13 protein-coding genes and 1 pseudogene are annotated in these 12921 nt (G+C 60.2%); 4 read left to right on the top strand and 10 right to left on the bottom strand.

Annotation, left to right across the window (positions count from 1 at the left end):
- Positions 1 to 95: 95 nt before the first annotated feature.
- The 4 genes from NGM29_RS06505 to NGM29_RS06490 all read right to left on the bottom strand — a co-directional run bounded on the left by NGM29_RS06505 (position 96) and on the right by NGM29_RS06490 (position 3639).
- Positions 96 to 605 (bottom strand): PadR family transcriptional regulator, encoded by a 510-nt coding sequence (locus tag NGM29_RS06505; protein WP_254159625.1) that lies wholly within the window; start codon positions 603 to 605, stop codon positions 96 to 98.
- A 776-nt stretch (positions 606 to 1381) separates the two neighbouring features.
- Entirely contained in the window at positions 1382 to 3025 is a 1644-nt protein-coding gene (locus NGM29_RS06500; RefSeq protein ID WP_254160486.1) for a bifunctional N(6)-L-threonylcarbamoyladenine synthase/serine/threonine protein kinase, read from the bottom strand.
- Positions 3026 to 3191: 166 nt separating this feature from the next.
- Positions 3192 to 3326, bottom strand: coding sequence for a 30S ribosomal protein S27ae (locus NGM29_RS06495; protein WP_253433020.1), 135 nt, complete (start codon positions 3324 to 3326; stop codon positions 3192 to 3194).
- A 1-nt stretch (position 3327) separates the two neighbouring features.
- The gene (locus tag NGM29_RS06490; protein ID WP_254159623.1) at positions 3328 to 3639 is read right to left on the bottom strand and encodes a 30S ribosomal protein S24e; all 312 of its coding nucleotides are present in this window, start codon (positions 3637 to 3639) and stop codon (positions 3328 to 3330) included.
- A gap of 382 nt (positions 3640 to 4021) precedes the next feature.
- Between NGM29_RS06490 and NGM29_RS06485 the strand changes: the two genes are divergently transcribed.
- Positions 4022 to 5410 carry an ATP-binding protein gene (locus NGM29_RS06485; protein ID WP_254159622.1) on the top strand — a complete coding sequence of 463 codons (1389 nt, stop codon included), beginning with the start codon at positions 4022 to 4024 and terminating at the stop codon, positions 5408 to 5410.
- Positions 5411 to 5434: 24 nt separating this feature from the next.
- On the opposite strand, the gene NGM29_RS21290 is transcribed toward NGM29_RS06485, so the two are convergent.
- Both NGM29_RS21290 and NGM29_RS06475 read right to left on the bottom strand, forming a co-directional pair.
- On the bottom strand, positions 5435 to 5608 hold the full coding sequence (locus NGM29_RS21290; RefSeq protein ID WP_311136846.1) for a hypothetical protein: 174 nt from the start codon (positions 5606 to 5608) through the stop codon (positions 5435 to 5437).
- Positions 5609 to 6088: 480 nt separating this feature from the next.
- The gene (locus NGM29_RS06475) at positions 6089 to 7117 is read right to left on the bottom strand and encodes a Gfo/Idh/MocA family protein (protein ID WP_254159621.1); all 1029 of its coding nucleotides are present in this window, start codon (positions 7115 to 7117) and stop codon (positions 6089 to 6091) included.
- Positions 7118 to 7613: 496 nt separating this feature from the next.
- On the opposite strand from NGM29_RS06475, the gene NGM29_RS06470 reads away from it, so the two are divergent.
- Entirely contained in the window at positions 7614 to 7970 is a 357-nt protein-coding gene (locus NGM29_RS06470) for an SHOCT domain-containing protein (RefSeq protein WP_254159620.1), read from the top strand.
- Between the two features lie 42 nt (positions 7971 to 8012).
- Here NGM29_RS06470 and NGM29_RS06465 read toward each other — a convergent pair whose 3' ends face one another.
- Positions 8013 to 9011 carry a sialidase family protein gene (locus NGM29_RS06465; protein ID WP_254159619.1) on the bottom strand — a complete coding sequence of 333 codons (999 nt, stop codon included), beginning with the start codon at positions 9009 to 9011 and terminating at the stop codon, positions 8013 to 8015.
- A gap of 53 nt (positions 9012 to 9064) precedes the next feature.
- Between NGM29_RS06465 and NGM29_RS06460 the strand changes: the two genes are divergently transcribed.
- Positions 9065 to 9217, top strand: coding sequence for a hypothetical protein (locus NGM29_RS06460; protein WP_254159618.1), 153 nt, complete (start codon positions 9065 to 9067; stop codon positions 9215 to 9217).
- 20 nt (positions 9218 to 9237) lie between these two features.
- On the opposite strand, the pseudogene NGM29_RS06455 reads toward NGM29_RS06460, so the two are convergent.
- Positions 9238 to 9378 (bottom strand): annotated as a pseudogene (locus NGM29_RS06455) (IS5/IS1182 family transposase); the annotation flags it as partial.
- A 106-nt stretch (positions 9379 to 9484) separates the two neighbouring features.
- On the opposite strand from NGM29_RS06455, the gene NGM29_RS06450 reads away from it, so the two are divergent.
- Positions 9485 to 10501: an AI-2E family transporter gene (locus NGM29_RS06450; RefSeq protein WP_254159616.1), complete on the top strand. Its 1017-nt coding sequence runs from the start codon at positions 9485 to 9487 to the stop codon at positions 10499 to 10501.
- Between the two features lie 42 nt (positions 10502 to 10543).
- Here NGM29_RS06450 and NGM29_RS06445 read toward each other — a convergent pair whose 3' ends face one another.
- Entirely contained in the window at positions 10544 to 11800 is a 1257-nt protein-coding gene (locus NGM29_RS06445; protein ID WP_254159615.1) for an RNA-guided endonuclease InsQ/TnpB family protein, read from the bottom strand.
- Between the two features lie 197 nt (positions 11801 to 11997).
- Positions 11998 to 12867, bottom strand: coding sequence for a universal stress protein (locus tag NGM29_RS06440; protein ID WP_254159614.1), 870 nt, complete (start codon positions 12865 to 12867; stop codon positions 11998 to 12000).
- Positions 12868 to 12921: the final 54 nt, after the last annotated feature.

Below are 12921 nucleotides of genomic sequence, written 5' to 3'. Positions count from 1 at the left end.
TGAATTAGCCGCGTAGCGCTGCTCAGTTCTAGTTTCGATATGGGAGCGTCGTCACATCCGTCGCCGACAGATCGCTCTCGCAGCAGTTGTGTGAGTTACAGGGAGTTGAGTCGAGGGAGGAACGCAGAGAGCAGCAAACCAAACGCGAGGTGCTGGACCATCGTCGCCTCGAGGGTCGCCCGTACGTGGTCTTCGTTCGAAATCGAATATTCCTTCGTGCGGACCATCGGGTGCATCTCCAGGAACGCCTCATCCTCGAGGTCGTGAAGCGCTGGATACACGATGCCGGGGCTCAACTGGATGTCGAAGTAGGTGGCTAACGTAGAGAGGAGTTCCTTGCCGTTGGCCTCGCCGTGGAGGGCGACGAGCATCAGGAGCACCTCCTCGAGGTTTTCCTTGAGAAGATCGTCCTCGAACCGAACGTCGTCGGCAGGGAGGACGCTAACGACCTGCGCCATCATCTCCTCGAGGTCATGTTCGACCGCGGACTGATGGTTTTCCTTCCGTTCGACAGAGAGGGTGTTCGGTTCTGCCGCAGTATTCATCGACCCCTCGTTCGCCAATTTGTTGAGAATCGCGCCCGTGTGCTTCGTGTGATTACTCATGGGTGATCGCTCCTCGAGACTCGCGACCGGAAATCAAGCCGTTGTTCGTTAATTGATTCATGAAATACAAGAATATATACACACTGTATGGTGAAAGACAGACTAGCTTGCTTTGAAGGTATGCGAAGCGTACTCAATGGCTAGAATAGCAAAACCGACCTGGTTTGCTGGATGACACCTCGAGGCATATTCGCTGTACTGGACGGAGTTAGGCAGTGGTGTTGGGTCAGACCCTTCCAGCCGGTTGGAAGACTGACTCGTCTCGAGTACGGAGCAAGCCAGTCTCGTGGATCGTAGATTACACAGATTCGAGAAGAAAGCCCACGACTTCAGTCGTGGGATGAATCCGACCAGTTTTGATCAAAACGCAATACTCAGGGTGGCCGGGGTCGGATATCAATATAACTCGCTCGGGAAACCTGGAGTTGGATTGGGGTCTCCACCATCAAAAAGCAACCCTGCCCAAGTGAGGCTCGGGCGCGAGTCCGAGTCGGGCCGATGGCACGGCCCGTAGGGTGTCAGCAGGGTAGTCCACGCGGACTGGCGTCACCACGCGCCCACCGCCCCTGACGCATAACCTGCAAACCGAAACCGCCCATCGAGGGCGGGAAGTTGCCCCTGTCGGCGTCGAGACCGACCCGACCCCGAGCACGGGGAATCCCACGACTTCAGTCGTGCGGAGGATGTCAACAATCCTGTTCGGCCTTGAGCTCGACCTCGACTGGACCTCAACTTTGCGTCCCCGCTGCAGCCAGGGAGTTCCAGAACAACCCGAATCACTCTTTTTCGACGTACCGACCTCGACGCTCGATTTCGCGGAGGCGCTCGAGGACTGCCCCGTCCCCGGCCTCGCGGTAGCCCGCCCGGAGCGCTTCTCGGAGCGGCTCGGGCTCGTTAGCCGTTCCGACCAGGCTCTGGTCGAAGACGTGGAGGTCCATCGCGTAGTCCTCGAGGTGGTCGGAGTGATAGCCCAGCCCGAAGTCGATCAGGTAGGTCCGATCAGTGTCGACGCGAACGTTTCGCGTCGTCGGATCCCCGTGAACGAACCCCGCCTCGTGGATGGTCGCGAGCGACCGTCCAACGGATTCGACGCGTTCGACCGTCAACGCCGCCTGCAAATCCGTCTCACCGACGTACTCGAACTCGAGAGTCGCTTCCTGGAGATCGACGTCGCGAACCACCGGTGTCGGGACGCCCACCCGTCGAGCGTGGCTCGTGAGACGGGCCTCGAGGGTGGTCCGCTCGCGTCGCAGACGCGCATCGAGGTCGGGGTGGCGGTAGCGTTTGGGGAGGCGGCGCTTGCGGACGCGACCGGCGTCCGGCTCGAGGGTGACGACGGCTTCGGCACCGCGAATCGTCTCGCTCTCGTTTTCGCCTCCGTCTTCACGCTCGGCGTCGTCGACTCCCTGGCCCCCGGCGACGGCCCGATATGGTTCGTCGCTCCGCCAGGTGACCGGCACCTGGTCGGGTCGGAAGTCGGGATCGACGCGGGAGTCTGGAATCTCGAGCGTGTCGCCTGCGGCGTACATCTTCGCGCCGAGGACGGCGATCATCCCGGCGTTGTCGCCCAGGAATCGAGGCTCGGGAGCGTAGAACTCGGCACCCCTGTCGGCACACATCGTCTCGAGCATCTCGCGGAGGCGAGCGTTCCGGCCGACGCCGCCCCCGAGGACGAGTTCGTCGCTACCGGTGAGCGAGAGCGCGCGTTCGGCGACCTCGGTGAGCATCGCGAAGATGTGCTCCTGGAGGGAGAAACAGACGTCCTCGACGGCGTGGCCCTCGTCGACGGCGGCCTTCGCCGCGGACATGATCCCCGAAAACGAGAAGTCCATCCCCTTGACGACGTAGGGCAGGTCGACGTACTCGCCGTCTTTGGCAGCTTGTTCGACCTTGGGGCCGCCGGGATGGGACCAGCCAACGTGGCGGGTGAACTTGTCGATGGCGTTGCCGACCCCGGTGTCCATCGTCTCGCCAAGGACGCGATAGCGCCCGTTGCGATAGGCCAGTAGGTGGGCGTTGGCCCCGCTGGCGTTCAGACAGACGGGGTCGTCGAAGTCGGCTGCGTGGCGCCCGATCTCGAGGTGGGCGACCATGTGGTTGACGCCGATGACAGGTACCTCGAGGGTGCCCGCGAGCGCCCGCGCGGCGGTGCCGACGACGCGCAGGCAGGGACCGAGGCCAGGGCCACGAGAGAAGGCGACTGCGTCAATCGGTGGCCGTTCGTCCGTCGTCTCGGCGGCGTGCTCGAGCACCGTTTCGACGACCCGTGGGATCGCGTCGTGCATGTGCTCGGCTGCCTCTCGGGGGTGGATGCCGCCGCTGTCGGGTTCGTAGGCGTCGGTCTCGATCACCACGTCGTCGCCGTCGTGCAAGGCCGCACTCGCCGCCCACGCAGTTCCCTCGATGCCGAGGACCCGCAGTGGTCGGTCGCTGTCGGAGGCAGGAGTAGACCTCGCGTTTGCGCTCGAGCGAGTCTCGGGCTCATCGTCACTGCGGGCGTCCCGGGTCACAGCTGACGCTCCTCACATGTGAAAAAACGTGGTCGAATTCGGTTCAACACGGCGACGAGATGAGACTTGAGCCGGCTTACGCCCACTCGGTGTAGCCGCACTTGCCGCAGTGCTGGCGGTCGCCGTGGTCGGCGAGGAACGAGTCCCCACAGCGTGGGCACTGTTCGCGCTCGACTTCGCCCTCGTCGTTGTAGAGTTCGTAGTGTGCCATCTCAGGCCTCCTCCGCTTCGACGTCGCTCTCGTCGGTGACGATCTTGTTGCGCTCGAGCATGTGCTCCTGTTCGACCTCGGTGGCGTGGGCGGAGGTCTCGTAGACCTTCGCGTGGCCGACGGTCTTGCGCATGCCGAACTTGGTGTCGAGTTTGCGGATGACGACCTCGTCGGCGTCCTTGTTCATTTTCGCGGCGAGGCTGTCACGGACCTGCAGACGCGAGGGCGTCGCCTCGTCGTGGGTCAGTTCGAACGTGACGTTCGTGCGGTGCAACATGGGATTTTCCTCCTCGGAGATGATGTCGACGTCCATGATATCACTCAGTTACTCTACTATGCCCGGGTAGCGCCTAAAAGGATTTCGAACCCGGGGGCGTGTCGGCCGGGCACACACTGGCCAGAACGAGCGGACGCCGACGAACGGTATGTGCCGAGAAATCGTTCTGTCTCACGTGCCTAGATACGTGCTCGAGCAACCACCCCCGGCGAATCCATTCCAATTCCGAAGTATCTTGTCGATCAGTTCGACGGGGGCACCCGCTGCTTTGACGGTAATCGGGCGAGACCCTGACAGTCGTTCCCAGGCATCCGTAAAGATTTGAAAATAGGCTATTCTAAGTTAGGCTATTCTGAGTTAGGCTATCCTGGGTTAGGCTATTCGGAAGTATTATTCACCACTGGGAGTAAGTAGACGTATGGCGGACTTCGTCAATCGGGAAGTCGAACTCTCACGCTTGCGAGAGAGCTACGAGTCCGATGCTGCCGAAATGATCGTCATTATTGGGCGACGACGTCTCGGGAAGACACAGCTCGTCCAGCATTCGCTCGCCGACCGCGACGATGCTGTTATCTTCCAGGCCACGGAGACCACGGCACAGATTCAACTCGATGAATTCGTCGATGTCGCGTCCGAGGCGTTTCCCAGCATTACACAGATTAGACAGAATTGGGAAGCACTGCTCGGATACCTCGGCGATCAGGGTGGGGTTGTCGTCCTCGACGAATTTCCGTATCTAATCGACGCCGACGAGAGTCTCCCCTCAGTCATCCAGCGGTTATGGGACCAGCGGTTCCAGAACACGTCAGGGACGCTCATTCTGATCGGGTCGTCGATCAGTATGATAGAAGAAGCGACACTACTCGGGAACAGTCCCCTGTACGGGCGGTTTACAGAACAGCTTGACCTCCGTCCCCTCGACTTCGCCGCCGCACAGGAGTTCATCCCAGATGAGTACTCGCCTGAAGAGCGGATCTTCGTCTGGGGTACCTTTGGCGGTACTCCGTACTATCTCGATGGCATCGACCTCGACCAGACCCTCGGGACGATTCTCACCGAAGAAGTGTTTTCCCAGAACGGCTACCTTCACAACGAGCCGGAGTACGTGCTTCGGACGGAACTCACCGACCCGAATCGATACTTTGCAATCCTCACTGCGATCGCAGCGGGCAAGACGACGTCGAACGAGATCGCCCAGGCAATCGGAATCGATGGGAAGCAGATCTCGACGTACACACAGAAGCTAGAGCGATTGCGACTCATCGAGCGCGAAGTACCGATTACTGAAGAGAAAGCGAAGTCACGCCGTGGACGCTACCGGATCCGAGACCCCCTGTTCCGGTTCTGGTTCCGCTTCGTCTACGGCAAGGAGGACCGATACGAACGCCTCGGTGAGGAGGCATACGAGGCAGTCATCGAGCCAAAGATAGCTGACTTCGTCAGTCCAGAGTTCGAGAAACTGTGCCAGGACGCCCTACCGAACCTCTACCCAGAGACGACGTTTCTCGACATCGGTCGCTGGTGGTACAAGGAGCACGAGGTCGACGTCGTCGGGCTGGCTACAGATGGGACGATCGTTGCAGGGGAGTGCAAATTCACGAATGCACCGCTCGACTACAGTGCTCTTGCCTCGCTCGAGGACCACGCAGAAGAAATTCGCTGGAGGCCGAACGCAGGTGATTCCGCCATCGAATACGCGCTATTCACACGGAGCGGTGCAACACAGTCCGTTCAGGAGGCCGTCTCCGAGCGCAAAGATCTGCAGTTGTTCGATTTGAGCGACGTCAACCGAGCAATCGGTAACTGACGCCGTGAGAGGTAACAAACGCCGTTACGAGACGACGGACAACCCGCGCGGCGTTTTGGACTCCTCACCGTCCCAATCGGTCTCGAGCACCGACCACGAGTCGCCGAAATCCCGTGAGACGAAACAGCCCAGGTTGTTGACGGCGTACACCGTTTCTCCAGACTCGTCGAAGATCGTCCGGACGACCCCCTCGCCCATCGGGAGGCCCCAGTCATCGAGACGCTCTCAGTCGGTGTCCGGTCCCGGTTTGCGGTAGGCATAGGCTGTCCTCGCGAGGCCGTGTGTGCACTCGAGGCGCCGCTGGCGCTCGAGAGGAGCACCCGGTCAGGATCCTCGGGATGAGGGAGACTGACCAGCAGTAGCGATGCTCGAGACCCAACTGCGGGTGGCTCCAGATCTCGCCGCCGTTGCGGAACGGTAGACGCAACTGGGTTCGGTGCCTGCGTACACGACGTTCGTGCCGTGCGGGCTGACCGTCGCCGTCATGACCGCATTGCTCACGAAATCCCTCTTGAACTGATCGAAGGAGTCGCCCCCCGCCGTCGATCGAGCGAGAGAGGCCGTCTTCGAACGGCCGACTCGAAACGACCGGAGGACCACGCCTTGGGACGGGCCATTCACCGGTCTCGAAGCGCACTTCTGGGAGTGCTGGCACCGCAGTCAACGCTCCTGCATCGACTAACTGTCTTGCGGTTCTGCCAGAATCGTTTGCACATCGACCGAACACCCGTCCTCAGCGGCTTCGTATATCGCCTCCGTCAGCGCCGTTATCTGGAGCCCAACGTCTCCCGGTACAGCAGGCTCCACGTCGCCGTGGATCGATGCGACGAAGTTTTCGAGTTTTTTTCGCGTGAGCGTTTGGGTCTCGGCCCCCTCGGTGATAGTCGCCCTGTACGTTGCGCGGCCCTTTTCGACGATGGTCAGACGATCATCACGGTACGTAAGGCGGCCGTCCGTCCCCCAGATCGCATACGTTTCGAACGGTGAGTTCGCGATGCCGTCACCACTGACGCTGATTCCGGACCGAATCGTCTCTCCGTCGCGGTCGAGTGTCATCGTAAGCGCGCTATTGACGTCTATCCCTGGTTTCACGAACTCGACTTGTGCTGTCACCGTTTTCGGCGTGCTATTCGTCATCCAGAGCAGCGCATCGAAGAGATGGGAGCCGGTATCGTACAGTTGCCCACCACCCGACAGATCGGGGTTGACGCGCCACGTGCCCTCGTGGTTCGTCACCCACTCTTGATCCAACGAACAGCTCACGGTGTGTGGGGTGCCGATACGACCACTCGATACCACGCGTCGAATCTCTTGAAACGCCGGGTGAAAGTGTCGCTGGTAGCCCACCTGCAGTACGAGATCGCGATCGGCCGCCGTTTCCACGAGGTCGATCGCATCCGCCACTGCCGTCACCATTGGCTTCTCGACGAAGACGTGCAAGTCGCGTTCGAGGCATGCGCTGGCGTGTTCGTAGTGGAGCGTATGTGGGGTGACGATAAGTGCGGCGTCGAGTTGGTCCTCGTGGTTCTCGAGCAACGTCTGGTAGTTGGGATAGGTGGGAACCCGATAGGCCGATTCGAACGCGTCGCGCGCCGCCTCAAACGAATCGGCACCGCCGACGAGGTCGACCTCCGGCATCGAATCGAGGTGATCTGATTCGACGTGAGCGAGCCCTCCCAGTCCAATGACCCCGATCCCGATCACCATGTCATGACCCATCACGCCCGTTCACAAAAATATGTGCCACCACAAAATTGTGAAATACCCGAGTACAACCGGGTGAGGCGCCCTTTTTCGGTGCGAGTGGCCCGGTGTTTATGACGAATCCGGTCGTACGACGCGTATGCCAACGTGCCCGGGGTGCAACGCTCACTGTTCCCACGACGAACTGAGAGCCCACCTTCGACGCTGCAAACACCTCCAGAAAGGGGCCCCAGAACGCAGGGAAAGGGAGGAGGCCGTCTCACAACCACGAGCGACAGAAACTGAGACCGAGATTCAGGAACTGTTGGAGACCCACGAACAGCGAATTACGGCTCTCGAGAAGGAGATTGCTGACCTGAAGTCAAAGTGATATCCTCCTCGCTGTGAACGACGGACGTGTGTTCAGAGTTGGTTCGTGACCAGATCGCCTCGAGCGACGTTTCCTGCTCCGTGGGATCCTGGGGAACGAATAACGTACCTGGACGCCGTATCTCGGGGTATGGCAACCGATGATTCACTCACTCGAACGCTCCTGATCGTCATCGCTGCAATCCTGCTCGTGCCGGTCGTCATGATGGTCGCGATGATGCCGATGATGGGTCTGTGGGGGTGGGGAAACATGTGGGGTGGGGGTGCCTGGAACGGCGCTGGAGGGACGTGGATGTGGATCCTCATGTCCATAGTGCCCTTGCTCGTGATCCTCGGGATCGGATACCTGTTGTACAGTGCGATTCGTCAATCCAGTACTCGACAGAGCGACGCGGCAATCGAAGGGTTGCGGTCGGCCTACGCTCGTGGCGACCTCTCGGATGAAGAATTCGAAGAACGCCGTGAGCGCCTCCAGCGAGAGACGTAGGTCTCATTGCTGTCGGTTAGACCGGAAAATGGCTGTGTCGGGTTACGCGACGACCACCAGCCCCCGCGGCGTTTTGGACTCCTCACCCTTCCAGTCCGCCTCGAGCACCGACCACGAGTCCCCGAAGTCCTGTGAGACGAAACAGCCGAGATTGTTGACAGCGTACACCGTTCCTTCAGACTCGTCGAAGATCGTCCGGACGACTCCGTCGCCCATCGGGAGGCCGCGGTTGTCGAGGCGCTCCCAGTCGGCGTCCGGTCCCGGTTTGCGGTAGGCGTAGGCTGTCGCTCGCGAGGCCGTGTGTGCACTCGAGGCGCCGCTGGCGCTCGAGAGGAGAACTCTTTCTGGATCCTCGGGATGGGGGACGACCGACCAGCAGTAGCGGTGCTCGAGGCCCGATTGCGGGTGACTCCAGGTCTCGCCGCCGTCGTCGCTCTGGGCGTAGCCGTCACCCGCCGCAGAGTACACCCGGCCCTCCATATCGGGATGGGTGGCGAGGCTGTGGTTGTCGATCCGCGAGCCCTCGGGGCGCTCCTGCCAGCTGTCCTGGGCTTCGTCGCGGATGACGAACGCCCCCGCCTCGATCCCCACGTAGAGACGGTCGGGGTCGTGGGGGTCGACCTCGAGCCAGCGCACGTGGTGGGTGTGGGGTCGCGGCGGGAAGTACCACTCCTCCTCGGAGGGGAGGTCGACCAGCCCCTCGAGGTGCGTCCAGGAGTCGCCGCCGTCCTCCGAGCGGTAGACGCGGCTGGGTTCGGTGCCGACGTAGACGATGTCGGGGTCATGGGGGCTGATCGTCGCCGCCATGACCGTGTCGCTCACGAACTCCGTCTCGAGTGCGTCGAAGGAGTCGCCGCCGTCGGTCGAGCGAAAAAGGCCATCCTCGAACGTGCCGACGAAGGCCCGGTCGGGGGCGTCGGGCGAGACGGCGACGCACTCGAGGTCGTAGCCCTCGAGGCGGGTCGACTGTGACCACTCGCTGTCGCCGTCGTCTCGAGAGACCAGCAACCGATTCGGAAGCGCCGTGTAGACGGACGTCATAATGTGAGGTACGCCCTCGAGAGACACAAGCGTTCCCGTCGGGCGCACGTTCCGTGCCACTGGAACGACCTGAAAAACGGCACGTGGTCGCACTCGTCCTCCTCAGCGAGTGGATCAGCGTGTCGCCGGAACAAGGAGTTTCAGAATTCTCGAACCCCGTGATGCTCACCGTGCTGGCGACGTTCGTCCTGAACAAAGGCATCTGACGGACCGGCGTTATCTAGACAGTACCTGTTCTTCCAAATTTGAGAGAGAGGCGAACGAGGTGCTGATGGTGCGTGTAGCGTTGTTTCGTGAACTTCGATGAGTATCAAGCCACGGCACGTTGCGCTAACATAAATATCTCCTCGACGAAACGGGCAACCATGGCTTTGAGGGAGTCTGTATTCGGTTACACTACTGGCCAAACTTATAATTCTCAAAGAATTTAAACAGAGCCAACCTTTTTGCCATCAGTCGACAAACTTACAGCTGTGAACCTCAGCAAGGGGTTTGTTCTCGCCCTCGTCGTCACCCTCCTCGTGCTCTCGGCCATGCTGGCCCAGCCGTTTCTCCAGTACGTCCTCGGTGCCGTCCTCCTTGCCTACGTACTCTATCCGCTGCAGATCCGTCTCGAAGCGTACGTACCGCCGATGGTCGCCGCACTCTCGCTCGTGACTCTGGCAGTTGCTGTATTCGTCGCCCCGTTCGTGGTGATCCTCGCGACGGTGGTTGATAGTGCCGACCGAATTCTCCAGAGCCTCGGCACTGACCCAGTGCAGATTGATGTAGTGGAATCTCGAATCGAGGATGTCACCGGACAAGAGGTCGATATCGCCGGCGAACTCGTCAACTCAGGGCGAGAAATCGGGACGATCGTGTTCGAACGGTCGACCCAAGCGCTCGGTACAATCACCTTCCACCTCATTGGGATCGCGTTAGCACTCTTTCTCGTCTATTACCTTCTCAAAGACAGTGACGATCTGTTTGACTGGCTTTACCAAACGGTCCCCCTCCCGGCGGACATCCAGCGCGAGCTCTACGCCGAGATCAACGACGTGATGTGGGGCGTTCTCTTCGGACACGTCTTCGTTGCCATCGTCCAGGGAGTCGTCGCCGGAATCGGACTCATCGCTACTGGTGTTCCCAATGCGCTGTTCTGGACGGCCGTCATGGTCGTTCTCGCGATGGTTCCACTCGTTGGTGCGATCCCCGTCTGGGGTGGAGCGGTGGTCTACCTGTATCTCGCGAATGAACCGCTGCTCGCCGTCGGATTATTCGTCTATAGCGTCGTCGTGGTTGGACTCACCGACGACTATCTTCGTCCATTCGCCGTCGACAGGTACGCCAAACTAAATCCTGCCGTCATCCTCCTCGGTATCCTCGGAGGGGCGTACGCATTCGGGATCATGGGGCTGTTCTTCGGTCCCGTCATCCTCGGCGCACTCAAAGCCGCTCTCCGCGTCGGCCTGGAGAACTGGTCCCAGCTCGACGAGAGGAATATCGTTTGACCGACTGTTCGTGCTCAGGTCAACTACCCCACCCTACTTCGCTCACCCTGACGGGTTCGCTCGTTGAGGGTGGGGCTTGTCCATGAACTCGGCGTCGAACCCATCTGGGTGGGCGGTAAATCCGCCGCTTGGCGTCACCGTTCCGGACTTTAGGGCAAGCTGACTGTTGCCCGTCCGCCGAGACGACTGTTGGCCCCGACGGACATACCGCATTCCGATGTTCTTCGCCGCATTGTAGTCCGCGTTTGCTTCCGACTCACATTTCTGACACCGGAACTCGTTACGAGTCGGGCGATTCTCGTCTGCCGTGAATCCACACTCGGCACACCGCTTTGACGTGTACGCCGACCCGACTTGCTTCACCGAGATACCGACCGATTCGGCTTTATACTCGACGTACTCGTAGAGCGTTCGGAACGCCCACTTGTGGCCCCACGACGCACCTATGCGATCGCGGATGTGGGTTAGGTTCTCGAACGCGATTACGTCACAGTCGTAGAGGAGTGCTTCGCCTACGATGGCGTTCGACGCTCGGTGGAGTACGTCACGGACGTATCGAAGTTCATGGCCACTCGACTGTGCGAGCGTCCGGTGGGCGCTTCGTGTTCCAGTCTGTTGGAGTCCAGCGCGTACCCTCTCGAACGCGCGAAGGTGGTGGGTTAGCTCCCGTCCGCTAAAGAAGGAGGCGGTGCTGGTGACGGCGAGATTTTCGATACCGAGGTCAACCCCGAGGACCGTTCCGTCCTCGGCGGTATTCCGTTCGATATCGTTCTTGGGTCGGCGGAAGCCGACGTGCAAGAAGAACTCGCCGTCTCGGGCGGTGAGCGTACTTTCCGTAACACTCCATTCGTCCGAGTCGAGATATTGTCGCTGATACCCATCGTCAGCATCGGGCAGAGCAAGTTCACATCGGACACGACTTTCCGTTGTGGAGAGCGACACCGTATCGTCATCAAACATCGTCATCGTCCGGGTGTCGTACGTCACCGTCGGCGCGGTGAACGTCGGTTTGCTGACTTTCTTGCCTTTCGACCGGCGTTCGAGACAGCCGGTGATGGCTTGGGCGGCTTGGTGGGTGGCGAGAACCGCGTGCTGACTCCCGAGGTCGGTGTGTTCACGCACAGTATCGTAGGCGAGGGGCTGGACATCACTTTTGGCGTTGCACTTGCCCCATGCCATGTCGGTGGCGATTTGGCACCCGCGCTTCCACTCGGAGACAGTCTCTTCGAGAAGGTCGCGTTGCTCGTCCGTAACTTCGAGACGAGTGATTGCCGTCCGACGCACATAGTCGTCTGCCACTGGTTCAATGTAATTCCGTGGCTACTTATAGGGCGGTGTTTGTTCCCTATGCGAACGCGCTCCTCCCCTCCCTACTCACTCGCTTCGCTCGTTCCTTGAGGAAGGGGACTCCGCGCTACCGCTTCAGTTGAAACCAACGACGCACTTATCGACGTGCTTGTTCGCGTGCTCAGCTGGGGCTTTGGCGGTGCGAAAAATCACGATTCGCCAGCGACCGTAATGACAGGAACCGGTGCAGACCGAGCTGTCTTCTCCGCGACGCTGCCAAGGAGGATTCGATCCGTTCCCCGTCTCCCAATGGTGCCCATCACGACGGCGTCGATGTCATTTGAGTCGATACACGCAAGGATGTTCTCTGCAGGATCTCCGTGTTCGACATGCGTAACGGTGTTCCGGACACCATACCGGTCTCCCTCCGATACGAGGTCATCGACAGCGTCGATTGCGGCCTGTTCACCATCCGATTCAGGGGCTACTGAGCGGACGTCCAAGCCAAGTGAGGTGTCGTCCACGACCGAAAGTGCGTGGACGGTCGCATCAACCGCCGCCGCGAGCGAGAGACCGTGTTCCGCTGCATGTACCGCACCAGCGCTTCCATCCGTTGGAATGAGGATGTTTTCGTAGGGGAACGCGAGGTGTTCGTCGGGTTGCATGCGTGCTGTCAACACCGGGACTGACGAGAGACGGACCACTTTCTCGGTGACGCTGCCGACAAGGTAGCGAGAGACTCCCTCCCGACCGTGGGTTGGCATCACAATCAGGTCGTGTCCGTATCGCTCGGCATATTCGGTTATCGCCGGTGCTGGATTACCCTGGACGACATCCGTATCGTAATCGTTTCCAAGCGACCGAAGCGCCTTTGCTGCTTCCTCGACGATGTCCTCGCCCTGTTGGACGAGTACGTCGATTGGTTGGCCCTCGATGACGGTCACTGAATCACGCGTGGTATCCGCGACGAAAAGAACGTGGACGGTGGCGTCGGCCCAGTGGGCTATTTCGCCAGCGTGGTGCAGGACAGTTGCTGCGCCGTCACTCCCGTCAAACGGGAGGAGAATGTCCTCGTACATGGTTCCGTATCGAAGGGTATGATTGGTTACCGCTAATGGCTTTGCATCCTCATC

Origin of the sequence: Natronosalvus rutilus (genome assembly GCF_024204665.1) — an archaeon.
GTDB classification, from domain to species: Archaea; Halobacteriota; Halobacteria; order Halobacteriales; family Natrialbaceae; genus Natronosalvus; species Natronosalvus rutilus.
The sequence above is the reverse complement of the archived record's forward strand: the minus strand, read 5'-3'. Positions and strand labels throughout refer to the sequence as shown.

Excerpts from the sequence above, each read along its gene's own strand:
- NGM29_RS06505 (WP_254159625.1), bottom strand. The coding sequence starts at position 605 with ATGAGTAATCACACGAAGCACACGGGCGCGATTCTCAACAAATTGGCG.
- NGM29_RS06495 (WP_253433020.1), bottom strand. The coding sequence starts at position 3,326 with ATGGCACACTACGAACTCTACAACGACGAGGGCGAAGTCGAGCGCGAA.
- NGM29_RS06490 (WP_254159623.1), bottom strand. The coding sequence starts at position 3,639 with ATGGACGTCGACATCATCTCCGAGGAGGAAAATCCCATGTTGCACCGC.
- NGM29_RS06485 (WP_254159622.1), top strand. The coding sequence starts at position 4,022 with ATGGCGGACTTCGTCAATCGGGAAGTCGAACTCTCACGCTTGCGAGAG.
- NGM29_RS21290 (WP_311136846.1), bottom strand. The coding sequence starts at position 5,608 with ATGGGCGAGGGGGTCGTCCGGACGATCTTCGACGAGTCTGGAGAAACG.
- NGM29_RS06475 (WP_254159621.1), bottom strand. The coding sequence starts at position 7,117 with ATGGTGATCGGGATCGGGGTCATTGGACTGGGAGGGCTCGCTCACGTC.
- NGM29_RS06470 (WP_254159620.1), top strand. The coding sequence starts at position 7,614 with ATGGCAACCGATGATTCACTCACTCGAACGCTCCTGATCGTCATCGCT.
- NGM29_RS06465 (WP_254159619.1), bottom strand. The coding sequence starts at position 9,011 with ATGACGTCCGTCTACACGGCGCTTCCGAATCGGTTGCTGGTCTCTCGA.
- NGM29_RS06440 (WP_254159614.1), bottom strand. The coding sequence starts at position 12,867 with ATGTACGAGGACATTCTCCTCCCGTTTGACGGGAGTGACGGCGCAGCA.